The following is a 24,817-nucleotide window of genomic DNA, read 5'->3' as shown; positions in this document are numbered from 1 at the left end:
TATTATCGCTTGTGTTTCTTTACAGCGATGGTTAAGCGGCTAGTGCAAACTAAACGTTGACGTTCATCTGTGATATTGATCTGCCATACTTGTGTCGATACACCAAGGTGAATGGGCTCAGCAGTACCGATGACGTTGCCTTCGCGCATTGATCTTACGTGGTTAGCATTGATATCGAGTCCAACGCAATAGTAGCCTTCTGGAACGCAGAAATTTGCAGCCAATGAGCCAAGTGTTTCTGCCAGCACAACTGATGCGCCTCCATGAAGCATGCCAAGTGGTTGATGCGTAAAATGACAAACCGGCATGGTTGCGACCAAGGAGTTATCGTTTACTTCGGTGTAAACAATGTTGAGGTGTTCAATTAAGGTATTTTTTGAGGTCGCGTTGAAGGTATCTAGGTCAACGGGCTTTTTCCAAATACTCATATAGGTTCCTTAATTATTGATCTTGTTATCGCGTGCATAGCTTTTTTCTATATTACCGCTGTTAGTTATCTTACAGCCCTTAGCTATTACGCAAGTTGATGTTAACATGCATAAAAACCGAATACACAGAGGAAATTGTATGACGTCATGGATGAAGTTTGCCTCGCTTCTCACACTTGCAGGCCTAACCGCATGTAGCGCTTCTCCGACAGGCAGAAACCAATTGCTGCTTTTTTCAGATAAAGACATGTCTCAGCTCGGAGCACAATCTTTTGAACAAATGAAGAAAGAACAACCCATCAGTAAAGATGCCAACACTAACGCTTATGTACAGTGCGTAGCGAACAGTATTACTCAACACATTCCTAAGCAAGGTTTTAGTGAATGGGAAGTGGTGGTTTTTGATAGCGACCAAGTGAATGCATTCGCCCTACCTGGCGGAAAAATCGGTGTATACACAGGCTTACTTAAGGTTGCAGTTAATCAGGACCAACTCGCGACGGTTATCGGTCACGAAGTGGCACACGTTCTAGCGGACCACAGTAATGAGCGCCTTTCTCAGTCTCAAATCGCTAATACTGGCTTATCTATTACTAACGTCGCGCTAGGTGCATCAGAGTACAAGCAGTATCAAGGTATGACGATGGCCGCGTTAGGTTTAGGCGTTCAATATGGCGTTATTCTGCCGTATGGGCGAACTCAAGAGTCTGAAGCCGATGTTGTTGGCTTAGAGTATATGGCTCAAGCTGGGTTCGATCCAAACCAAAGTGTCAACTTGTGGCAAAACATGGCGAAAGCATCAGGTGGAAATCAGCCGCCAGAATTGCTTTCTACGCACCCTTCCCACAGTACGCGTATTAAAGATCTTCAAGCAACGATAAAGACGCTTCCTCAATCGGGTTCACTAAGACCAAATTGCAAAGCGTAGTCTAAGTTAGAATCGCTTAGTTGGTGTATCTACAAAAATGCCCTATCCATATTGGTTAGGGCATTTTTAGTTTCTTGCTAACTAACAGTTCAAGTGCACTATGCAGCTAAATGAATCCAACAACAGAAACTCACTGGTCAAGTACCAAGAATTTGTAAAGGTAGGCTCAATAGCTGATCACCTGTCGATGCAAAATACCAGATAACACCGATCAAACTGCTCACTAAACCCACATACCAAACGAACGACACGACTTGACCGTATTTGTCTAACGGCAACAAATGACTGTGATGACGCCCTTTCCATTCGAACAGTATTTCAACACTGCCCATGATCAATAAGAAACCAAACAGGGTTAAATTCAATTGATAACTCAATACCACGCCAGCAACAGCTGCCGCGACACACAATACAATGCCAAGCACACTGTTCATCGAGAAACTGATACTTTTAAGAACATGACCGCCATCAAGAGGCAAAATCGGCAGTAGATTGAACAGGTTTAACAAGGCATTAAATACCGCAAGCCCAGCAAAGAACATCTCGCCAGTCGCCCAGTACAACACCATAAATATCAACGACAATATCAAGCCAAACAATGGCCCCATGATCGAGATAACGACATCTTGCCAACGAGTATTAATCTTTTCGTCTGAAAGTGCTAACCCGCCAAGGAACGGGATCAAGTAGATCCCTTTTGTCTTCATTCCAAAGTATTTCATCGCTCTGATATGACCGTACTCATGGAACATTAAACAGGCGATTAAGGCCAGAGCAAACTGAATTGAAAACAACCATGAGTAAGCCGCTAAACTCGCGGAAGCAAGAACGACCTTAATTAGCTTAGCGCTTTTCAGCGCTTTCATGCCAAGCGACACCAACCCAATTAAGCTAAAACGCCTCTCTGGTTTAGGAGCAACAACAGGGGTTTGTTGCTCGATATCTTTGGTATTTCGATTGCCTTCGGTAATGGTTTGGCCATTAACCGATGCTTTATACGTCATCTCAAACGGTTGCCACTGAACGGTCGACTCAACGTGACACTGCAACGTTTCTTCTCCAGCACGTAGTGCAAATTCGTGTGTTCGTGCGTCTTCTTGGTCTGTGGTCGCATCTAATTGAGATACCAGAGTGTTGTCCCAATACAACTGTTGCCACCCTGCCATTGACCCTTCTAATCGAAGTGGTTTACCAAGAAACTCTATCGCGAGTAATTCCAAACTTAAATTCCAATTTAATGACTTCTAACGAGTGTCGATATTATGCCGATTTAGCGATCGGCGGTAAACATAAACAAAGTTGTTACATATTGAGCAATTGAACATTATTTGTACCAATAGCTAACATAAACATTCTGGTCACACCTCCAACCACAAATAAACTATTGATTGTAATTATATTATTAGTGTTAAAGTGCCGCCCCTCGAAAATATAACCTCACAAAATAGCAACTATTTCTTTGACTTTATATAAAACATGAATTTAACATACTGTTTACATTGAAGCTTCAACACCAACAATGCTCAGTGTGTTTTCAAACGATAATAATGAAATTCGATGCCCTAGGAGGGTCAAGGATGAAAACAATACAACGCTCTCTCGTTTCACTTTCTGTGCTATTTGCGTGCAATTCACTTGCGGCTGGCTTCCAAGTTGCTGAGCATTCTGCCTCAGGTCTTGGTCGCGCATTCTCAGGTGAAGGCGCTGTAGCCGATAACGCGAGTGTACTAGCGAGAAACCCCGCCGCAATGACCCTATTTGATACAGCCCAATTTTCAGGCGCGGTTTCTATCGTTGATCCAGAGGTGAATATTACTCAAAACAATGTTCCAGGTTCTGGCGGACAAAGCCAAGTTTCTAAAGACGTAGCGCCACTGCAAGTCGTGCCTGCTGCTTACTACATCAGCCCTATCAACGATAAATGGGCTTGGGGCATCGGTATGTTTTCTAACTACGGCGTTGCTACCGATTACCCTGATGATATTTATGCAGGTGATCTTGCAGGTGATACTTCACTTGTGTCTGTGAACCTGAACCCGAATGTCGCGTATCGAATTAACGACCAATTCAGTATTGGTGCTGGTGCAAACCTTGTTTACGCAGAGGCAGAACTTAATCGTCATCAGGGCTCTATTTCGAACATCACTGGCGATCCTGCTTCAACAAAACTGATTAGCATGACAGGAGAAACCTTTGCGTTTGGTTGGAACGTTGGCGCGTTATATGAACTGAATGAAAACAATCGATTCTCTATCGCTTATCGCTCAGAGGTTGACCTAGATTTTGATGATGGCGACTTCAGCGATTACACGGGTAGCATCGTACAAGGTAGTGCGACGACCACAACAGGTCGTCTAAAAATCACATTACCTTCGATCATTGAGATTTCAGCTTTCCACCAACTGACCGATCAATGGGCTATCCATTACGGCTGGCAACAAACTGGGTGGAGTAGTTTTAAAGAGCTGAAAGCGACAAGCTCAGATTGCGCAAATGGTGAGTGTTTTAAAAAGACCGAAGATTACGACGACAATAACCGTTACTCACTTGGTGCTACTTACCAATTGAACCAAGCATGGACATTAAGAGCAGGTCTTGCTTATGACGAGCAAGCAGGCGAAGCGACGTTGAGCATTCCTGATAGCGACCGTTTCTGGTACAGCGCAGGTTTAACTTACCAATACAGCCCTAACCTATCTATTGATGCCGGTTTCGCTCTTGTTCAAAGTAAAGAAGGTGATTTCACTGAAACCAATGAACTTGGTCAGGAACTTGAATTCTCTGGTGATGCAGTCGCTTACCTATCTGCAATTCAAATGAACTACACCTTCAACTAAACGGAATTAAAACATGAAAAAGTTATTTAATGTTTCGCTGCTTGCGTCAGCTATGTTTCTTGCTGGTTGTGGTGATGACACATCTAGCTCGGGTGCTTCAACAACGATTCAATATGAGCAATATATTCAAGATTCACTTGCACAAGCAACGAGTATCAAGTTTCAACTAACCGGTGCTGATATTGCAGTTCCTCTTCCTAGTTTCGCATTAATGGATGCGACCGATGGGACTCTTGGTTTACCGACTGGCGGTGACGACTCATTGACCAACCCTATTGCCGCAATGAACACAATGGATGGTTGGTCAACTTCAATGCCAATCATCATGGACTTTGAAGGTACTGGCTTAGCTGACGGCGTAGCTAGTGGTGGGGTTTACCTATTAAAGCTTAGTGGTTCGCTGACTTCAGACACAGCACCAACTGTTACTGGCGTATTGACACAAGGCACTCATTTTAATGTTGTGTCTAGTGCTTCAACCGACACATTCACGATAGTTTTCAATGATTCACTCGATGCTTCGAGCGAATACGTGTTGGCGCTATCAAATGAACTCACGGATGTTAATGGTGATCCTGTTGGCATGTCGGCAAGTTATGCTGCACTGAAATCTAGTGCGGTAACGTACACCGAAGGTAGCCTAGCTCAAGCACAACAAGTAACTCAAGGTGTTGAAAAGATCTTTGCTGGAGCGACTGCAGCTGGTGCGATCAATCTTGATACTGAAAACATCATTTATTCGACGTGGTTTACAACTGAGTCTGTAGGTAGTTCAATCTATTCAACAAAAGCAGCGACTGCATCCGCTTTAGCTCAGGGTGGAATGGCACAAGTATGGAAAGGCAGCGCTAATCCAAACAATATAGATCTATCATCTGCCTACCAAATGACATTTGGTACTACACAAGAATTGTCGATTGCATTAGCTGCAGATACTACTGTTGATACATTTATGGAGGCTTCCACCAAAGCCGCTATGCTAGCAGGTTATACGGGAGGACCGTTAAATGGTACGGTTAACGTCACCAAAGGTAATGTAAAACTACCCTACTACTTGGAAACAGGAACAAACGAATGGAATACGCAACCATTCGAATCAGGCATGCCAAGCCTTGTCAAGGTGTCGTCAGCTATTGCCGACACCAATGAAAAAGCAAATATGGCTTCACAGCTTGTAAGCTTAGGTGTAGATCTTACAAAGCTTGCTACAGACCCCGCAGAACAACTTAAACTTGTTGGTGCAAATCTAACTTTAAGTAACGGCAGTGCATTAGACACAGAACGTGTCATCACTCGATATGCTCCCGTACCGCAAGTTAAATCACTGCAAGATGTAGAGTTTATTCTGTTTACGCCTGTAACAATTCCTGGCACTCCAATGCCAATCGTTATTTATCAACATGGTATTACTAGTCTTAAAGAAAACGCTTATGCATTTGCTGCGAATCTTGCTGCTCAAGGTATTGCTGTGATAGGCATCGATATGCCACTGCATGGAACTCGTAGCTTAGATAAAATTCCAAATGAACGTTCAGCGAATGCTAACCTGTTGGCATACCTAAACCTGACTAACTTACCTGTCGCGCGTGACAATGTAAGACAAAGTGTTATGGATGTGCTTGGGTTACGAATCGCATTATCCTCTAACCAAGGTCAGGGCGCGTTCACATCAACACCTTTGGCAACTATAGATAACACAACGACCAACCACCCTAGACTATTCGGACATTCACTGGGTGGAATTGTTGGTATTACTGCGTTAGCACAAGCTAACAAAACAATTAATGACCCTACAGGAGATGCAATTTATGCGTTTTCATCTAGCGTAATTGCTAATTCCGGTGGTCAAATATCAAACTTATTATTGGGGTCAGACTCATTTGGCGGCACTGTTATACACAACGTCGCGCTAGGAGGATTAGCAAGTTATGTAACACACAACACAACAATATGTGAACCGAATAGCTACACGATGACACAGTGTGTGGATGAGTTTATTTCAGACTCTGCGAATAAGGCGAGCCTACAAGCCCTACTTGCTCAGTTCGCTTATTCCAGCCAAACGGTGTTAGATGTAATCGACCCTTATACAAATGCGGGAGATTACAGTGACACATTACCTACGTTGATGCTTCAAGCTGATGGGGATGAAACTGTACCAAACGCTGTTATCAATAATCCTTTGATTGGGAGTGCGCCATTTGCTGGTACTGAGCCGTTAGCTAACAAGCTTGTTTTAAACAGTATAAGTGCATCAGCTGCAACTCCTTCTACGTCAGTTACTCGCGAGTTTATTCAGTTTAACGCAGTGGCTAAACACTCAACCGCAATTGCACCTCAAGATAAAGGAACTCCTCCAGCAGATTACAATCACTACTTGGAAATTCAAAGAGAGTTGGTTGACTTCTTCTCTGACAACAAGTTGAATTCAGTATCAAACACAGGCTCTGTCTTGGAATAAGGTTTACCTTTCTATCCATATTAAATGCCAGCCTAACCGCTGGCATTTTTGTATCTGTCGTTCCAACAATTTCCCTAGTTAACCGTTTGCATAAAACTTTAAAACACAAATGGTTGATCTCAGCTAAAATTAATCAAGACAGAATACCGTACGACCTCTTTCTTTATTGTAAATAAAGTGGATAATAGCCCCGTAATTTAATACCTAATAAATGTGAGTCCATTATGTCTTCTGAAGCTACTATGCTAGAACGCTGCCAATCTAAATGTGAACTATGTGGTTCTGATTCTTCTCTTACTGCATACGCAGTGCCGCCACACAGCCACGTAACAGTGGATCACGGCATCATGGTATGTGACAAATGTCTTGGTGAGATTGACGATCCTAAAGATATCAACCACTGGCGTTGTCTGACTGACAGCATGTGGAGTCAAGAAGCGCCAGTTCAAGTAACTGCATGGCGTCAACTTACTCGTCTGAACACAGAAAGCTGGGCTCAAGACGCGCTAGACATGATGTACCTTGAAGAAGAAACGTCAGTTTGGGCACAAATCGGTATGTCTGCTGATGACAAACCTCTTGACGTGAACGGCGTTGAACTTAAGAAAGGTGACGACGTAACAGTAATCAAAGACCTGCCAATCAAAGGTACTAACCAAGTGATTAAGCAAGGTACTGTTATCCGTGGTATCAGCGTTGGTGACGATCCTAAGCTTGTTTCTGGTAAAACAAACGGCGGTCAATCAATGTACGTAATCGCTGAGTTCTGCCGCAAGAAGTAATTCTTCTTTAAGCTGAACAAAATCTAAAAAGGCGCTAATGAATAATTAGCGCCTTTTTAATATCTCAAATTTTCACGGCTTAAGACTATGAATAAGTTGCTCACGGTACTCCTTAATGACAGACACCAAAGAGCCTTTGATACCACTGACTTGTTTTGAGTGCGGGCACCACAATGCAAATCCAAATTTGAATCCTTCCACCATTTGCGCAGAGTGAATGGGCTCTATTGAATGTTTTGAAAATTCAGAGGCGGTAAAAAATGCCTTAGGAAGAAGTGCCCACCCAAAACCCTCTTCAAGCATTTTGATCATTAACGAAAGCTGATCAATCTCTTCATAGTCAGAGCTCACGATAATCTTTTCAGACATACCTTCGTCAATCAGAGACTTCAATACGAACTGTTTAGAGTTCCTTAGTGCGACTAATACTTCGTCTTTATCGATATGTGAGAGTTCTCCCCCTTTCTGTCCGAATGGGTAGAACTCAAAATGCCCAAGGAAAGTAGAATCAAAACTATGCATCGCCCGGCTATTGTGAGCATTCACAAGTCCAAAGTGATATTCCCCACTTTGTATTCCTTGTTTAATTTCGTTCTTATTCCTAACCAGAAAGTTCACTCGCATCATTGGGAAATCGTGCTTGAGTCGTTTACGTATATCGACCAACACACGTTGAGGAACGAAACTAGAATACGCGATTGTTATTTTCTCTAACCCACCATAAGAAAGGCTCAACGCCACCTTATCAAAAGTACGTGCTTGCTCAATCGTCTGTTTTGCGTAGTGATAAAGGAGGTGCCCGTCCTCTGTTGGTTCAACAGAGCGCCCGACTCTTTCAAAAAGATTCACCGCCAGATGATCTTCCAAGTTTGTAATCACCTGACCCACGGTCGTTCTGTGTTTATTGAGCTTTATCGCGGCTTTACTGAACGAAAGCTGTTCATAGACAGTCACAAACGCGAGAAGTTGTTCAATACTAAAATTCATGTTGATGTGCTTCGGTTCTTAATAATTCATTGAATTCAGAGTAAGAGATAGCGATTACTCTTTTACCCGTTTACAACCTTACTCTTTAGTATATACCCAAATTTACTTACTTTTGATGGATCTGGTCCTCTATATACGATTATCAACATTGAACTACTTCCGTTATCGTTACCTTCTCAAAACGATAGAGACAAACCCATGAACACAATGCCGCATGAACTCGTGTGGGGTGAAATCTATTTCCCTCCTTTATTATTGGTTATCGCGTTAGCTTATGTATTGACGATACTGACTGGCTCAATCGCAACAAAACTTGGGCTACATAAATATGTCGCTTTTCCTGCAATTGCCGAATTAAGCCTAATCGTGATTTTCGTCGGCGTTATCGGCCAATTCATTACCATTTTCTGAGGCACTAACCTTGATTAAACGTTATCTCATCACGCTACTACTGGTCGTTGCTGCAAGCTCTGTGGTTTATAGCTATTACCAATCTTATTCGAGTACCCCCTGGACTAGAGATGGTCAAGTCAGCGCTTACATAGTTTCAATTACTCCCCGAGTTACAGGGCAAGTGACTAAACTCCATATTGAGGACAACTCACAGGTGGCTAAAGGCGACTTACTGTTTGAGATCGACCCAAGCATTTATCAAGCGGCCTACAATAAAGCGTTGGCGGCACAGAAACAGGCTCGCGCGCTCTTAGCAAAAGCTAAAAACGAAGAGCAACGCGCGTTGAACTTAGAAAAGAGAACGCCTGGCGCAATGCCAGTGCTGACGTTGAATAACCTGAATAACGCAGTTGAGACAAACGCCGCTAACGTTGCACTAGCAAAAGCCAACGTTGAAGAAGCGCATTTAAATCTTGAATACACCAAAGTGTACGCGCCAACAAACGGTTACATCACGAACTTAAACCTACGAGAAGGCTCTCAAGTGGTCGCCAATACACCGGTAGTTGCGTTGATCGATGAAGACAGTTTCTGGATCGAAGGTTATTTCAAAGAAACTGATCTGGTTAATGTTGGCCCAAACGACAAAGCTGTTGTCACTCTCATGATGCATAACGATATTCAATTAGAGGGTCATATCAAAAGCATTGGGTTTGGTATTGCAACACAAGACGGCAGCACTGGTAATGACCTTCTTCCTAACGTGAACCCAAACTTTCAATGGATTCGCCTTGCTCAACGCATACCAATCAAAGTAGAGCTCGATAACGTGCCTGAAGACTTACAACTTCGTGTTGGCATGACAGCTTCGCTCAAAATAATCAAATAGTTGGATGTCTTTATGTTCAGTGCATCAACCAAAGAAGCCATTAAAGCGGCTCTCGCTATTGTCATATCTATCTGTGTTGCGTTGTGGTTTCAATGGGAGAAACCCTATTGGGCGGCGATTGCGGTTGCGGTCATGGCACTGAACGAGAGCTTTGCTCATTCAATAAACAAAGGCCATAACCGATTAATGGGCACCTTGTTAGGAACTGGCTACGCCTTTTTCTTGATTGCGATGTTTTCGCAAGACCGTTTTCTATTCCTGATGTTTTTCACCTTATTTCTAGGTACATGCATCTTCATGTCGAGTGATGAAAAATACGGTTATGTCTTTTCTATAGGCTTTGCAGTTTGCTCAATCATCTCTTGCATGGGTGGGTTCGATAACCAAATTACATTCTATTTTGCAGTGCTTCGAATACAAGAAACTCTATTAGGTGTTATCACCTTCTCGATTGTTTATCGTCTGATCTGGCCTGTAAACACTGAACAGAACTTCGTACAACGATTTGAAACAAGCAGAGAAACGCTGATCGCAGCAATGAGCGATACCGACAACCTTGATATAGAGGCCTTAGAGTCCAATACCGCTAATATTGAAAAGCTCTATCAACTGTTGGATTTACCGCTCACTGGCAGTTATCACCTAAAAGAAAATATTCACGCATGGCGTTTACGAATCAATGAAATGGCGCATATTCAAGATCGTCTGCTTGAACTTGCCTCGGATGAACTGAGTCAAACTCTTGATTGGGCGGCTCTCACCGAAAAAATGGAAAAACTGGAGTTAATGGCGCCAAACTCGTCACTAATAGATGATGTGCCATTTGTGATGACTGAAAAGAAAAACGTTTCTTGGCACCATGAGCACCGCACGTTTGTTCAACACCTTAATGAAGATGGGAGAAAAGTCTTACAAGGTGTATCGATGTTCGTCACGTCGTTATTGGTTTGGATATACCTGCCTGTACCGGGTGGTTTTATCTTCCCGATGATTGCGGGCATATTTTCTTCAATGCTTCCAACTATGCCGCCAAGTGTTATTAAGGATGCGTTTTTTGGTGTTATTGGTACGGGCACAGTTATCTTGCTTCAATATATCTTTATCATGCCGATGATGACTGAATTGTGGCAATTGGCGCTGTTCTATTTCATCAACAGCATTGTTATATGGAAAGTGTTCGCGACACCTAAACTGATGGTGCACCGAATACTTGGCATTAACCTGCTGGTCGTACTTACATCTGGTGCGCTTAATCTAACACCGGTTTATCAAATACAAACACCATTGCTGATGTTAACCACACTGCTCATCATTTTGATGATAGGCAAATTATTTACCGACCTCTTTAGAGTCAAGAGTATCGCTTAATCTCGTTACGTGGATTAGCTTAACTTGGGATAAGAAAAACAAGAAAGGCGCTGATTAGTGCCTTTGGATACTCTATTGTTTACTGATTCTGGATCAGTTGTTGTTTAGCCACACATCTTGGTTTTGTGGAGCTTTCTTCTTCTTTTTCTTCTTGCCTGTACCAGCCGGTGGCGCAACAGGTTTTAGTGCTGCGATCAGTTCAGCTGTGGCTTCTTCATCCACTTCAAAGCCTTCAATTTGCTCACGCTCAAGACGAATCTTGTTCTTCTTCTCGATGATTTTGAAGTGGTGGTAATCTTCGTGATCGATCAAAGATAGCGCAAGACCAACCTCACCCGCACGACCACTTCGGCCGATACGATGCATGTAATCTGACGGGCTACGCGGTAAGTCAAAGTTGATAACAACTGGAAGTTTTTCAATATCCAGACCACGAGCCGCGATGTCTGTCGCAATCAGAACATCAATCTCGCCAGATTTGAAATCTTCAAGGATACGAGTACGTGAACCTTGCCCTTTATCGCCGTGGAATACTTCTGCGATGATGCCGCGTTTGTAAAGCTTATCTGCTAAGTGCTCACAGCTGTTCTTTGCGTTTACGAAGATCAGTGCTTGGCGCCATTCGTGTTGTTGAATCAGGTGCGCTAACAATGCAGTCTTACGGCCTTTTTCTACTTCGAATACACGTTGAACTAGAGTGCTCGCGTTGGCGCTTTGAAGTTGAACTTCAATTGGGTCAGTAAGTAGTTCGTGAGTAAGCGTTTGAACTTGCTCTGGGAACGTCGCAGAGAACAATAGAGTTTGCTTCTTGCTTGGCAGAAGCTTCAAGATAGCGTCTAGTTCTTCTGTGAAGCCAAGGCTCAACATACGGTCAGCTTCATCAAGCACTAACGTTTTAACTTTGTCTAGCTTGATTGCGTTGCTTGAAATAAGGTCAAGTAAACGACCTGGCGTTGCCACCAAGATATCAGTGCCGCCACGTAGTGCTTGCATCTGAGTGTTCACAGACACACCACCAAACACACAAACAGTCTTAATCGCACCGTTAAAATGCACTGCGTAAGATTTAACGCTATCAGCCACTTGCTTTGCCAGTTCGCGTGTAGGCACTAAAATAAGGCCAGAAACGAAGTTACCTTTGCCTGAACGACGGTCTAAAGGTGCATCTTCATGAATCTTTTGTAACAGTGGAAGTGCAAATGCTGCGGTTTTACCTGAACCAGTATTTGCGCCTGCAATTAAATCGCGTCCTGCTAACACACTTGGAATAACTTGCGCTTGGATAGGCGTTGGCTGTTGATATTCAAGCTCGGTAAGACGAGCCATCAAAGGAGAAATTAAGCCAAGATCAGAGAAGTTGGTTGGTGTAGTGGTGTTAGTCATTAATTGCAGGAACTCAAAGCTAAAATAATAGCGCGCTATATTAACGTATTTCAGCAGTATTACGTAACTAAATCGCCCTTTCGCTTCTATTTCGCCGATTAATAGCCTCCATAAACGAAGTTATCGATGTGAGAACGTTGATACTCGCCGTACCTACTTAGTCTAAATGTATTCTAGTTATATGATTGTCGTGGTTGAAACATTGCCGTGGTTTGTACTTAGTTCAGCCACCCTGCTACCGTTTGTTCAGGTGCATACGAGTTGGGTGCGGTTAACCATACAGCTAAAGCATCTGGCGAGGCGACTAGCGGGTCAAAGTCCACATTGAATTGCCATTCAGATTCACCACGTTGGTAACCGTCGTAAACCACGACAAAATCATGTTCGAGTTTCTTACCTCTGTTTTCTCCCGCTTTGACGCTAGTGACTTCGTTCATAGCTAATAAGGCAATATGAGCTACATAATCACCTTTACCTTCGTAACTCACACTGAACGTGTCGCCTTTATGATTGACTGTCAGCTTGGGGTTATTTTGTTGTGGGAGCGAAGGTAACGTTCTGTCGAGCCAATTGAAATAACCACGCCACTCTTTTCCGTCAACGATAAACCCCGGAGTATAAACCCCGCTTGTCACTCCATAAGCTTTATACAAACGTTGCTTCTGACTGAAGGCTTTGCTCGCGAACTTATCCCCCCAACCGAGATAATCCCAGTAATCGACGTGATACGCGAGTGGGATGACTTGTGTCCAGATCCCTGGGTCATCTTCAAAAGTACTGAGGTAGGCATCAGCAGGCGGACAACTCGAACAACCTTCAGAGGTGAACAGTTCGATAACCTGTGCAGGTTGCCCTTCGTTACTCCATGTTTGTGCATTCGACACTGAAGAATAGAAGCCGATCGGTAAGGTAAATAAGCAAAGTTTAATCAATGATGAATTGCGTTTGGCGTGTGACATACCGAGATCCTTGTACAAAGCGAATTGATTGGCGCTCAAATACAGACCGTTATGCCTAGGTTTTTCTTTCAGGTGCTTAGTTTGCGAAGAGATAGAGTTTATTTCAGATACAAAAACGCCAGCTAAGAAGCTGGCGTTTTTAAAATTCTGTCTTTCTTTTATTCTATGCGTTTACGCTGAGATTAACGGTTGATACCGATATCGCGTTGCATGTGACCTGATAGGTCGCTTGCGTAGTAACTACGTGGAGAGTTGTCTACGAAAAGAATATCGAAAATGTGTGCAATCAATCCTTTGAAGTTAACCGAGTAGGTCTTCTTATCCATAGAGTTAGGAACAGCGATAGTATTCATTTGTACTGCTTGAGCCATGATTGCCTCTCTATAAATTTATTAATGTGTTTCGTTCTGATGACAAGAATAATAAGTGATCTTTTGCAGGTTAAAAAATGACTAAAATTAGATTTTGGAATTAGTTTTTCTAATAAAACAAACCATTAACAACACCACAAAATAGATATGCATACTATATGAGTATAAATTCAATATAGTGTTTAAATCATGCATTTAGTACAAATACCCCGCAAAAAAAAGTGGCCAATGTCACAGAAAATTTACATAAATAAATTTTCCACTTCATCAGCCACGTGTTCATTATCAACTTTTCGATAAGTTATATTTGTTTTTAATTTACTTGTTCAATGCCTGGCTTCTTCGCATAAACCGACGCTATAACCGCAATCGTCATAGTAGAAATCAGCACAGCGAGCGACCAATACGTTGGGATAGCCCACTCACTGTCAACCAATAGCATTTTCACACCGATGAACACCATGATGAATGCCAGTGCCGGTTTCAAGTAGATGAACTTGTCCATCATACCTTGCAGTACAAAATACAACGAACGAAGGCCAAGTAACGCAAATACGTTTGCCGCTAATACCAAGAACGGTTCTTGTGTTACCGCAAAGATCGCAGGGATAGAGTCCAATGCAAACATCACGTCCATGACTGCAATCGCACCGATTACCAACATCATTGGAGTGAATGCCCATTTAGCACCCTGTTTAACCATTAATGCAGGGCCATGGAAATCCTCTGTTACCGGCATCACTTTACGAAGTAGCTTTTCAGGCAGTGTATTCACACTCTCCTCTTCGCCCTTGTCTAAAGCCAGCTTAATACCTGTACCAATCAAGAACGCAGCGAACACGTAAAGTACCCAGTGGTATTCAGCCAATAGTTGTGCGCCTAGTGCGATCATAATTGCACGAAGCACCAATGCACCAATTACACCCCAAAGAAGCGCACGAGGTCTTAAATGCTCAGGAACTTGGTATTGAGCAAAGATCATCGCAAAAACAAACAAGTTGTCTACGCTAAGGGATTTTTCTAACAAGTAACCCGTAATGAATGACACTGTTGCTTTTTGCGCTGTGTAGTCACTATTCGGCGCATAAATGTCCCAAAACAGATAAATAGAGCCAGCAAACAAAAACGCGAGTACAAACCAGAAAACACTCCAGATTGCCGCTTTCTTAATAGTAACGTTGCCGCCACGAGTCTGATAGATATCAATAGAGACGAGAATAACCGTCAGCAGGAAAAAGCCCGCATAAGTCGTCATGATTGGCGATGAAAAAAAGGATTCACTATTTGTAGATAATAGAGATTGAGTTGAGTTCATTATTCCTCCGGGCGGAAGAACTGTATAAGACCTTCCGCAAACAAAGCATATCAAGCTCCATTACGGATCTTGACTGTGATTGCGTTGGTCTCGTTGAAGTGAAATATGGGATTTCACCTTTACATACCGGATAGACTCTTGGCCTAACGAGATGACGATATGTAAACTTGCGCTAACTACTCCCCAAACGCGTGGATAATAATCCTCTGATTGTGTTTCGTCTATATAAATTTGCACGGAAAAAGCAAAAAAGGAGCAATCTGCTCCTTTTTTATTTCTTCCACTTTCGCTTGGTATAGCGTGTATTGATAATAGGAATACTGCGACTGTTCAAAAGCTAGTCTTATCCAGAATGCAACACCATTATAAACCTGTAGTCGGCACCAAATACACTAACGCTGACCAAACAGATACCCAACCTACAACAGCTACCGCATCTAACCAATCTTTCTTATCCATGCAAATCTCCACAAGAAGGGACCTGCAGAGATAAAGCATAAACGATGCCAATTTTATAAATAAGCTAAGGTAATGATGCTAAGTATCTGTATCACCTGTGGTTATCTGAAACAATCCATGCAATTCAACGGTTCATTGTGTTGAAGCGACTCTGGGTGGTCTTGTAAAAACGCAATGAAGCAGTCTGCCATGGAGTCAGTAGTTACCGTGCCATCGCCTATCATATCCAACACCGCGTTATAGCCCTCTTTCCCTTTCATGGTGTAGGCTGATGATGCTCCGCGATAAACACGTTCACGCGAAACAGATTGCCAACCGGCGTCTTCAGAGTGGATTTCAAGATTGTGAATTCTGTGCCCTAGAGGTGCTTCTTTGTGGTAACAGAACCTTAGGTTATGTGTGTAAGGGAAGCTACCCGACCCCGTACCTACCACACCGTTATCCAATGCGTTATTGATTGCGCCTTCCAGCATGCCAGCGATCGTTTCACCTCTGACTTCATACACACCAATAGGTACGGCAAACGGTAGTAGTTTTCCGGCAATATCGGCAACCGAAACATCGCCGCTATTCAGTGAGTTTCTCACTCCACCAGAGTTGTGGATGGCAAATTCTACCGCGTGTCCTTTCTTGTTCATCAGATAATGGAACGACTGGGCAACCAACGGCGCAAGTTGGCTTGGCCCTTGTTCATCTGGGATACGAACATGGCGAAGTTTACTGTCAGCATGAGCAATCACTTGCTGCTGAAGCTTACGAACTCGCGGCTGGTATTTATCCGTCAGAATGCTATGCAATTCAGGATCTTTCTTACATACAGCGATATTCGGGTGGTTGTTCAAAAACTCACACGCCATATCATGTGCGTCGTCTTGCCCTACTTCACTCAGTTTCGCGTCTATAAAGAGTCGACGACCTAATAACAGTTCGTTCTTACCATTGAAGTGCGTCACTTTACCTTGAGAATCGAACTCAATTTCGCAGTGTCCTAGGCTCATGGCGTGGAAACCCGCTTGCACAACATAGGTATCGCCAATTTTCACACCGTATTCATCATCTTTAACTAAGCCGATATCAGAGAAATCACCTTGTAAGCGATGACTATGACCACCAACGATGACGCCAATACCTGTTACGTTAGCTGCTAACTCTAAATCAGCTTCGTAACCAAGATGGCTAAGTAACACAATCTTGTTGATGCCTGCTTGATGAATTTGCTCAATGGTCGCTTTTGCCGTTTCCAAAGCATTTTCAAACGGTGTATCGGTATCTGGGTTAGCGATGCCTGCCATCTTGTCGATGCTTAAGCCGAATATTGCGACCTTCTCGCCGTCAAATTCTTTCGTTATAAAAGAAGCACTTCGTGTTTCAGGCAGATAAGGCTTAACAATGTCGTTGTCCGCTAGCGTATGAGTTTTATTGATATCCTCATTCGATAGATTCCAGTTACCGGCCAACAGTGGGAATTTGATTCTTTTCGCGAAAATCGCAACGGGCTCATTACCCATGTCTAACTCGTGATTACCGAGCGTCATGGCATCTATATTGAGGGCATTCAACAAATCGGCGTTGGCTTTTCCTTTGAATAAAGAAAAGTACAAAGTGCCCTGGAAGCAGTCGCCAGCGTGTAGGAACAAAGTTCCAACCTTCTGGCGCTGGGCATCTTGTTCTATTTGTTTAAAGCGTGTTGAAATTCGAGCAAAGCCACCAGCACTGACATAAGGTTCAATGATGTGGTTGTTCATTTTAAGTGATAGCTGTAACGAGGTTGGTTCAAAGTATGAGTGGGTGTCGTTGATGTGTGCCAACACTATTTTTGTCGGCTTATTCTTTTTAGTCATATTTTCTTCTCTCTTAGTCCCTTCATACTAGGTCGAGAATCATGACAGAATCGTGAATTTTATGAAACTGCACTGCAAAAAAATACTCGAGATAGATCAAAAATCTCATTTTGCACCGTATTAATAAACAACGGGTTTTGTGACAGGTGAGCATACCGGATTTGGTTTTTTCGATTATGATTAAAGATATCTGTTAGCTTTCAAATAATTAGCAGAGCCTTTCGTTAGGAGTAAGCCTATGCAACTAGAAAGAATCGAGATTTCTGGCTTTCGAGGTATCAAGCGCATGTCACTCGCGTTTGACGAGCTAACCACGCTTATTGGCGAAAATACTTGGGGTAAGTCTTCATTATTGGATGCCCTTTCCGTTGTTCTGCCCTCAGACGGTGTGCCATATCACTTTGAAATGACCGATTTTCATGTCGATTACTCTGTTTCACATCCACAGTCTCAACATCTTCAAATTGTTCTCGCCTTAAAAGCTAACGATAAGAGCGAACTTAACGCAGGTCGTTATCGCAAACTCAAACCTATTTGGGTTCAGGATGAGTTTGGCGTATTTCGCATCTATTACCGAATCAGCGCGACGTTAGAACAGTATGAGACAACCACACACTATGCATTTCTTGGTTTGGACGGTAATCCGCTCAAGCTTCATCATTCAGAAAAGCTCGCTCAAGAATTAATGACCTTACATCCCGTCATCCGTTTGCGTGATGCAAGGCACTTTGATCGTCCCTTCAACGGCAAGTCTCTTAACCACAATGCCCACCTTCCTAGCAATGGTCACGCGAATAATGCCAATTCAAACGGGAACGGGAATCATCAAGCGAGCAATGGCAATAGCACAAATGGAAACGGCGCTAATAATGGCAATGGACGTCAGGCAAGAATAGAAAAGCGAATCGACAACACCTGCCGTCGTCTAATGGCGATACCCGGTCATGTTAATAAAGGTGAAATGCGCAGTAGCCTAGAGTCGATGCAAAGTTTGATTGAACACTATTTTTCTTTTAAAAGTACTTCTCGTCGTAACCCTAGAAAACAGCGAGACGGATTGCTTTATTCGGCGGGTGCCAATGATCAGAGTATTCATCAACTTGTTGAAGAAACCAAAAACAAACAGACTCGTTTATTATTCATGGGGTTACTCAACGCTTATCTACAAGCTAAAGGGCCAAACGACTTAAGACGATGTGCTCGCCCACTTTTGATCCTTGAAGATCCAGAAGGTCGATTGCACCCAACGCACTTGGCAAGGGCTTGGAGTTTAATGCAGAAGTTGCCCATGCAGAAAATACTCACTACCAACAGTGGCGATCTACTTGCTGCTGTCCCACTTCAATCAATTCGTCGCTTAGTTCGTCAGTCCGACAAAACCCTCGCCAACCAACTCAACATGAATCACTTCAGTAAGGATGAACTTCGTCGAATTGGTTTTCATATCCGTTTCCACCGCTCAGGGGCTCTGTTTGCTCGCTGTTGGCTATTAGTAGAAGGTGAAACCGAGGTTTGGTTGTTCAATGAACTGGCCAACCAATGTGGCTATAACCTAGCCGCGGAAGGGGTGCAGATAATTGAGTTCGCTCAATCGGGACTTAAGGCGCTGATTAAGGTTGCACAAGAGTTTGGCATTGATTGGCATGTTGTGACTGACGGCGATGCCGCTGGTAAAAAGTATGCCGCGACAGTGCTATCGAAACTCGGTAATGATCAGGAAAGACATCGACTCACCGAACTGCCTGATAAGGATATCGAGCATTACTTATATATGAACGGGTTTGAGAGCTTTTTCCGTGACATGGTTAAGATTCCATACGATCACCCTATCCCTCCGAAGAAAGTGGTCGCCAAAGTATTGAAGAAACACGCAAAGCCTGACCTTGCACTCGCCATTGTTTCTCATTGCGAGAATCAAGGACAAGAATGCATTCCGCTTTTATTAAGGTGGACATTAAAACGCGTGATCACCATGGCGAACGGAAATACCTAAGCATAATTTTTTATAGATGCTATCAGTTGCTCTACTGATGAAATCTTTAGTTTATTATCTTAACCAAAACCAAAACCAAAACCAAAAAAGGCACACCAGATGGTGTGCCTGTATAAATTGATATACAAATTAATTGGGGGTTATCTTGCAAGAGTTCACAGTAACTAGAGCATCATTGCTTAACGTATTCGTTACGCCTTTGCTTGCTTAGCGTGTTGTTCAACAACTTCCGAAGATTGAGTCGATTTCTCGTGAAGCCATAGCCCCGTTGCTTTCATCAAGTATCCAAATACACCACCAAGCAGTAAAGATGGTACTACAAGTTGCCAATCGCCACCTGCAGCAAACGTCGCACAGCAACCAATAAAGGTTCCGGGGATATAACCGAGCCACGCTTGTTTTGCTTGAATACACATAAAGAAAGCCACAATAGCAGTAATCATGTAGCCTAAAATCTCTAACCCTGCGAAGGTTGAGCTTTCGATAATCACCATTGCCCAGAATACGCCTGTCATGTTGGTCAATAAGCTACCTGCTAATCCTTTTACGCCGCCTGTTGGCGAAGCAAAGTAACTTGTGCAACCTAAGAAACCTGCCCATGACAATAAGCCGAAAGAGATAGCTATCCATCCCCAAAGACCTGACAAAATACCTGTTGTTAATGAAATCGCGACTAATGTACTCATACTATTTCTAAAGCCTAATTACGTCATTGAACGCAACCGGATTTAGCCTCACTTAAAATCAAGTAAGCATACTATGGTAAGAACGCCTTCATTTAGACGATCGTGATCACATTAATAATGTACGCGAATGTGCATTTATCACCAGATAGAGACCGAAATCGCTTATTCAACACAATCAGTTATCAGCACTCTATCAATTTATCGTTACAGAACTGAACGTTTGCCTTTCATCATGCGCTTGCCTTCACGTTTGATACATTCAGCAAGTGGGTTTTCTGCCATGTCGGCACGCCAAATGAATGAAAGCGTACGCTCCATTTCAAGCTCAGGAACATTCAACGTCACCAGTTGCCCTGATTCAACAAACTGCTCGACATCGAGATAAGGTAAACACGTTAAATATGGGCCGTTTGCTACCAAACTTCTTAAAACAGGAACGTGTTCATACTCTCGCCAAACATCGAGATCACCAATTAAATGGTGAATAGAGCTATCAAAAACCTTGCGAGTACCCGAGCCGTGTTCGCGTAATACCCACTTCGCTTGCTCTAACTGTGCCAAACTCACTCGTTCACGCTTCGCAAACGGGTGATGAGCCGAAGCAACCACCGTTAAATGGTCAGTACACCATACTTCTTGGTGAACTCGATTGTCATCACAACGACCTTCGATAACGCCCAGATCGTATTGATAATCCAATACACCATCAATGACAGCATCGGTACTTTGCACGCCGAGCGAGATTCGCATCTCAGGAAAGTCGTTATCAATAATACTGATGAGATCCGGAACTAGGTGTTCCGCTGGAGTTTGGCTAGCACCTAATTTGAGTTCGCCACTCAACAAATGCTGCTCATAGAAACCCATCTCAATTTGCTGTGCGTCTTGCAGTAAACGCTTCGCTTTTGGTCTTAACCACATGCCCCAATGAGTCAGGGCCATTTGCTTTCCCTGCCTTTCAAACAAAGGTCTGCCGAGCATTTTTTCCAACTGTGCAAGAGACATACTTGTCGCCGACTGAGTCAACGCCAATTTGTCTGCTGCCTGACTAACGCTCCCGGAGTCTGCTACTGCATCAAATACCGCGAGTTGCTTTAATGAATAACGCAAAATTCATCCTTAATGCTTTTAATTATTTGTGTCCTGATGCTCATTTTTTATTAAGCCGATGAGCAATCAATTTCATTCTACGCGTAACCAAATCTATATCAATAAATTTGATGTGGTTTCTAAAAATTATCAATTTTACCTCTACCCCTCAACGCCCTAATCTGGAATGGCAGGACACAAGAAGCCCTGCAAAACACAATTGATTAACCATTACGGATTAACCAAGTCATTAATACTAGGAATTACACATGACGGATTGTTCAAGGGGGGGATATGGCAACCAGCACTTCTGAAAATCATCAACTGTTCTCGCCAACAGAAATGATGGCGGAAGCAGAGAAGTTTGCATTAAGCAAAGCAAATAAAACCAGCAGCATGACATTGAGTTTAGCAATCATGGCTGGCGCATTCATCGGGCTTGCTTTTCTATTCTACATCACGGTAACCACGGGCAGCGCTGATGCTGGATGGGGATTGAGTCGCTTAGCCGGCGGTCTTGCATTCAGTATGGGTTTGATCTTGATTGTGATTTGTGGTGGAGAGCTGTTTACCAGCTCAGTGTTATCAAGCATCTCATGGGCTAACAAGCAGATCACCTTCACTAAGATGCTGTCTATCTGGGGCAAGGTGTATGTCGGTAACTTTATCGGTGCCATGTTCCTATTAGCTTTGGTAAGCGCAGCAGGTCTGTATCAACTGGATGGCGGGCAATGGGGCTTAAACGCTCTGAACATTGCTCAACACAAGCTACACCACAGCCCTGTTCAAGCATTTGCTTTAGGTGTGCTTTGTAACTTGTTGGTGTGTTTAGCGATTTGGTTAACGTTCAGCTCTGCTAATGCAATGACCAAGGCAATGATGACCGTACTACCCGTAGCAATGTTCGTAAGCTCAGGCTTTGAACACTGTGTGGCGAATATGTTCATGGTTCCACTAGGCATCACGATTCAAGCATTCGCACCAGAAAGTTTTTGGATGCAAATTGGCGCAACACCAGCCCAGTACGCAGACCTAAACATCATGCAATTTGTCACCGCGAACTTAATACCAGTGACAATCGGCAACATCGTAGGTGGTTCAGTATTGGTCGGCTTAGCCAATTGGAGCATTTACCGTCGCCCACAACTTAAAGCAGCAAAAATTACCGCTATTACACAAACAACAGAAATTACGTCAGTTAAGGAAATTACTATGAACACAGCAACGACTATCAAGCAAATCATGAACACTCAGCCTATGACACTAAGCGTAGAAATGCCTACATCAGTGGCAATTGATTCACTTTTAGACGCTCAACTTGTTAGCGCTCCTGTTTGCGATGTTGAAGGTCGTCTGGTTGGTATCTTCTCTGTTCATGACGTAATGGTGGATCTTTGGTGCCAAGATTACATCCCAACTAAAGGCCAGAAAGTCGTAGACTTAATGAGCCGTGACGTTGTGGCTATCGATGCAAACGACAAGCTAGTAGACGTTGCTGAGTTCTTATGCATCGACAAAGAGCAACTTTACCCGACAACAAGCATGGGCTTCGCGACTCGCCTGACTTCTCTTTCTCTAGAAGAGCGTGCAAAAGCGATGAAAGTGAGCCAACCACATATGCTTCCTGTGCTAGAAAATGGCGTAATGGTGGGTGTGTTGACTCGCATTGAAGTGATGCAAGCACTACGTCCAATTTACGGCGACCGCCTAAACGTGGTTCCACAAGCTGAACTAGAAACAGCTTAACTAATCTAAAGCTGAACTATTAGGGATTAGTAGTTCAGCTAGATAAATCAGTCATGGCAACGTTGACTGGCTAGAAGTAAATGGAGGCTTAAAACGCAACTCAAGGTTTGACACAAAACAGATCTAAACGCGTGGCCATTTACCTCAATAAAAAAGGCGCAAAGTCATTACTTTGCGCCTTTCTCTATTTCTAGCTACTTGTTCTTTTTCTAACTAACCTGCTAGTTGATATCGACCAAACTTTTGATGTTTCTAAAAATGTTGATACCAGTCAGCAACTATTGATAGCTAGATTACTTCTTTACACCTTCAACGTGTAGATCCATATCTACGTAGCTTGAAGCGCCCATTACTGGAATGTTGAAGTCAGCAAGCTCTAGACGAGTTGTACCAACGAAACCAGCACGCTCACCGCCCCATGGGTCTTGACCAGCACCGATGAATTCAGCTTCGATAACGATAGACTTAGTTACGCCGTGAAGTTTAAGGTCACCCATAACTTCAAGTTTGCCGTCACCTTTATCGACCACTTTTGTGCTGTTGAATGTTGCGTCTGAGAATTTACCAGCATCGATGAAATCGCCGCTACGGATATGCTTATCACGCTCTGCGTGGTTTGAATCAAGGCTTGTAGTGTCAACCGTTACGTTTACTGTAGACGCTTCAACGTTGCTTTCATCAAATGAGAAGTCACCTGAGAATGTGTTAAAACGACCTTGGATAAAGCTGTAACCTAGGTGGCTAACTTTAAAGTTAACTGAAGCATGCGCACCTTTTGTATCAATCACGTAATCAGCGGCGTTCGCAGCGAAAGGCATTGCCATTGCAAATGCTAATCCTGTAGCGATAATTGACTGTTTCATTTTGAAGCTCCTATCATTTTTCGTAGCGTATCGTCTTTGTCGATAATGTGGTGTTTTATCGCCGCTAAGGCGTGCACTGATGCCATAATGATCAGTACCCATGCAGCATAGTAGTGAATCGTTCCTGCGAGATCAGATTGGTTTGCAAACAGTTCACCCATACTTGGTACAGTGAACCAATTGAATACGTCGATCCCGCGGCCGTCTGATGTTGAAATCAAATAACCTGAAATAAATAAAACCGCTAAGTTAATGTACATAAAGCCGTGAGCGATCTTCGCTGCAGCAACTTCATAGCTTTTACCTTCCACCTTAGGTGACACGGTAACCAATTTCCAAACCAAGCGGATAACGGTAACTGCAGCCAAAAGAATGCCTACCGAGCGGTGATAGTCTGGTGCTGTTTTGTACCACTCGCTGTAATATGAAAGATCAACCATCCACAGGCCTACACCAAATAAGCCAAATATTGCGAGTGCTGAAATCCAATGCATCGCTCTTACTAAAGGGTTGTAATTTCTAACGTTGTTGTCCATGCATCTCTTCCGAATGTTAACGAGTGGTGAAGTTTTGCAAAGCGTACCCTACACCGAGTTTGTGTAACATAGTATTTACCAAGCTTTACATTGGTAACATCATTTCAAATTAAACGAGTTATTCAAATTATTTGAACAAGTTTGGGGTTAACATTAAATTTCAACGATTTGTTCAATCTCGTAAAGCTCATCAGAGATGTCTAACATCTTACGCTCCATCACCTTTTGAGCGTCTTCTATCCCCTTGTTGTAGTAGACCGCACCAAACTTTTTACTGATGAAGTCGACTAAGAATTCCGTGTCGAACTGACCGAGTTCTACATCAAGTTCATCTTGCATGTACTTTTGAAGGGCATGGGTAAGCTCAGACTTTTGCTTCGAATCTAATTGAATAGTCATGAATGTTTCCAAGTAAAGAGTAAGTAGATAAATCGTTATTAGCTAACTAGACTATAATCGTGGTAACTAACTAGAATTCCTCATAATTTAGAATACAGACCATT

Annotated in this window: 22 protein-coding genes; 9 read left to right on the top strand and 13 right to left on the bottom strand. The window is 43.1% G+C overall.

From position 1 onward, the window contains the following. Window positions 1-2: 2 nt before the first annotated feature. A complete protein-coding gene (locus CWO13_RS08635) occupies window positions 3-428 on the bottom strand; it encodes a hotdog fold thioesterase (RefSeq protein WP_048660192.1) in 426 nt (141 codons plus the stop codon). A gap of 139 nt (window positions 429-567) precedes the next feature. Between CWO13_RS08635 and CWO13_RS08630 the strand changes: the two genes are divergently transcribed. After that, window positions 568-1,356, top strand: a complete 789-nt coding sequence (locus CWO13_RS08630; protein ID WP_048661995.1) for a M48 family metallopeptidase — start codon at window positions 568-570, stop codon at window positions 1,354-1,356. A gap of 137 nt (window positions 1,357-1,493) precedes the next feature. Here the strand turns inward: CWO13_RS08630 and CWO13_RS08625 are convergent, their stop codons facing one another. Continuing rightward, a complete protein-coding gene (locus tag CWO13_RS08625) occupies window positions 1,494-2,576 on the bottom strand; it encodes a site-2 protease family protein (RefSeq protein ID WP_102478751.1) in 1,083 nt (360 codons plus the stop codon). A gap of 357 nt (window positions 2,577-2,933) precedes the next feature. Between CWO13_RS08625 and CWO13_RS08620 the strand changes: the two genes are divergently transcribed. From CWO13_RS08620 to CWO13_RS08610, 3 genes are all read left to right on the top strand, one after another. Then, complete coding sequence (locus tag CWO13_RS08620) at window positions 2,934-4,193, top strand: outer membrane protein transport protein (RefSeq protein ID WP_102432516.1); 1,260 nt, start codon at window positions 2,934-2,936, stop codon at window positions 4,191-4,193. A 13-nt stretch (window positions 4,194-4,206) separates the two neighbouring features. Then, complete coding sequence (locus CWO13_RS08615; RefSeq protein ID WP_108082796.1) at window positions 4,207-6,654, top strand: VolA/Pla-1 family phospholipase; 2,448 nt, start codon at window positions 4,207-4,209, stop codon at window positions 6,652-6,654. A gap of 224 nt (window positions 6,655-6,878) precedes the next feature. Beyond that, window positions 6,879-7,436, top strand: a complete 558-nt coding sequence (locus tag CWO13_RS08610; RefSeq protein WP_017060062.1) for a PhnA domain-containing protein — start codon at window positions 6,879-6,881, stop codon at window positions 7,434-7,436. Between the two features lie 72 nt (window positions 7,437-7,508). Here the strand turns inward: CWO13_RS08610 and CWO13_RS08605 are convergent, their stop codons facing one another. Beyond that, window positions 7,509-8,423 carry a LysR family transcriptional regulator gene (locus CWO13_RS08605; RefSeq protein WP_048661999.1) on the bottom strand — a complete coding sequence of 305 codons (915 nt, stop codon included), beginning with the start codon at window positions 8,421-8,423 and terminating at the stop codon, window positions 7,509-7,511. 198 nt (window positions 8,424-8,621) lie between these two features. Here CWO13_RS08605 and CWO13_RS08600 point away from each other — a divergent pair, with 198 nt between their 5' ends. Genes CWO13_RS08600 through CWO13_RS08590 form a run of 3 tightly spaced genes read left to right on the top strand, consistent with a single transcriptional unit; the run spans window position 8,622 to window position 11,073 of the window. After that, window positions 8,622-8,834, top strand: coding sequence for a DUF1656 domain-containing protein (locus CWO13_RS08600; RefSeq protein ID WP_004730923.1), 213 nt, complete (start codon window positions 8,622-8,624; stop codon window positions 8,832-8,834). 10 nt (window positions 8,835-8,844) lie between these two features. Next, a complete protein-coding gene (locus CWO13_RS08595) occupies window positions 8,845-9,705 on the top strand; it encodes an HlyD family secretion protein (protein ID WP_107899156.1) in 861 nt (286 codons plus the stop codon). A gap of 12 nt (window positions 9,706-9,717) precedes the next feature. Next, window positions 9,718-11,073, top strand: coding sequence for an FUSC family protein (locus CWO13_RS08590; RefSeq protein WP_055319511.1), 1,356 nt, complete (start codon window positions 9,718-9,720; stop codon window positions 11,071-11,073). Window positions 11,074-11,166: 93 nt separating this feature from the next. Here CWO13_RS08590 and CWO13_RS08585 read toward each other — a convergent pair whose 3' ends face one another. The 5 genes from CWO13_RS08585 to CWO13_RS08565 all read right to left on the bottom strand — a co-directional run bounded on the left by CWO13_RS08585 (window position 11,167) and on the right by CWO13_RS08565 (window position 17,401). Next, window positions 11,167-12,456 carry a DEAD/DEAH box helicase gene (locus tag CWO13_RS08585; RefSeq protein WP_048662001.1) on the bottom strand — a complete coding sequence of 430 codons (1,290 nt, stop codon included), beginning with the start codon at window positions 12,454-12,456 and terminating at the stop codon, window positions 11,167-11,169. 218 nt (window positions 12,457-12,674) lie between these two features. Beyond that, complete coding sequence (locus CWO13_RS08580) at window positions 12,675-13,415, bottom strand: DUF1223 domain-containing protein (protein WP_048660201.1); 741 nt, start codon at window positions 13,413-13,415, stop codon at window positions 12,675-12,677. A 182-nt stretch (window positions 13,416-13,597) separates the two neighbouring features. Continuing rightward, entirely contained in the window at window positions 13,598-13,786 is a 189-nt protein-coding gene (locus CWO13_RS08575) for a hypothetical protein (RefSeq protein WP_017059812.1), read from the bottom strand. Between the two features lie 313 nt (window positions 13,787-14,099). After that, window positions 14,100-15,101 carry a TerC/Alx family metal homeostasis membrane protein gene (locus tag CWO13_RS08570; RefSeq protein ID WP_048612514.1) on the bottom strand — a complete coding sequence of 334 codons (1,002 nt, stop codon included), beginning with the start codon at window positions 15,099-15,101 and terminating at the stop codon, window positions 14,100-14,102. A 560-nt stretch (window positions 15,102-15,661) separates the two neighbouring features. Next, the gene (locus CWO13_RS08565; RefSeq protein ID WP_048660203.1) at window positions 15,662-17,401 is read right to left on the bottom strand and encodes a bifunctional metallophosphatase/5'-nucleotidase; all 1,740 of its coding nucleotides are present in this window, start codon (window positions 17,399-17,401) and stop codon (window positions 15,662-15,664) included. 238 nt (window positions 17,402-17,639) lie between these two features. Between CWO13_RS08565 and CWO13_RS08560 the strand changes: the two genes are divergently transcribed. Next, window positions 17,640-19,394: an ATP-dependent endonuclease gene (locus CWO13_RS08560; protein WP_048660204.1), complete on the top strand. Its 1,755-nt coding sequence runs from the start codon at window positions 17,640-17,642 to the stop codon at window positions 19,392-19,394. A 191-nt stretch (window positions 19,395-19,585) separates the two neighbouring features. Here the strand turns inward: CWO13_RS08560 and CWO13_RS08555 are convergent, their stop codons facing one another. After that, entirely contained in the window at window positions 19,586-20,080 is a 495-nt protein-coding gene (locus CWO13_RS08555) for a DUF1097 domain-containing protein (protein ID WP_017059817.1), read from the bottom strand. Between the two features lie 204 nt (window positions 20,081-20,284). After that, on the bottom strand, window positions 20,285-21,190 hold the full coding sequence (locus CWO13_RS08550; RefSeq protein WP_010429535.1) for a LysR substrate-binding domain-containing protein: 906 nt from the start codon (window positions 21,188-21,190) through the stop codon (window positions 20,285-20,287). Between the two features lie 273 nt (window positions 21,191-21,463). On the opposite strand from CWO13_RS08550, the gene focA reads away from it, so the two are divergent. After that, window positions 21,464-22,915, top strand: a complete 1,452-nt coding sequence (focA, locus tag CWO13_RS08545) for a formate transporter FocA (protein WP_076651292.1) — start codon at window positions 21,464-21,466, stop codon at window positions 22,913-22,915. A gap of 293 nt (window positions 22,916-23,208) precedes the next feature. Here focA and CWO13_RS08540 read toward each other — a convergent pair whose 3' ends face one another. The 3 genes from CWO13_RS08540 to CWO13_RS08530 form a co-directional block, all read right to left on the bottom strand. Beyond that, a complete protein-coding gene (locus CWO13_RS08540) occupies window positions 23,209-23,778 on the bottom strand; it encodes a YceI family protein (protein WP_108082795.1) in 570 nt (189 codons plus the stop codon). Further along, complete coding sequence (locus CWO13_RS08535; protein ID WP_108082794.1) at window positions 23,775-24,314, bottom strand: cytochrome b; 540 nt, start codon at window positions 24,312-24,314, stop codon at window positions 23,775-23,777. The genes CWO13_RS08540 and CWO13_RS08535 overlap by 4 nt, the downstream gene beginning before the upstream one ends. 153 nt (window positions 24,315-24,467) lie before the next feature. Beyond that, window positions 24,468-24,713: a DUF2164 domain-containing protein gene (locus tag CWO13_RS08530; protein WP_065675359.1), complete on the bottom strand. Its 246-nt coding sequence runs from the start codon at window positions 24,711-24,713 to the stop codon at window positions 24,468-24,470. Window positions 24,714-24,817: the final 104 nt, after the last annotated feature.

This window comes from Vibrio sp. ZF 223 (genome assembly GCF_003050585.1).
Taxonomy (GTDB): Bacteria; Pseudomonadota; Gammaproteobacteria; order Enterobacterales; family Vibrionaceae; genus Vibrio; species Vibrio crassostreae.
The sequence above is the reverse complement of the archived record's forward strand: the minus strand, read 5'-3'. Positions and strand labels throughout refer to the sequence as shown.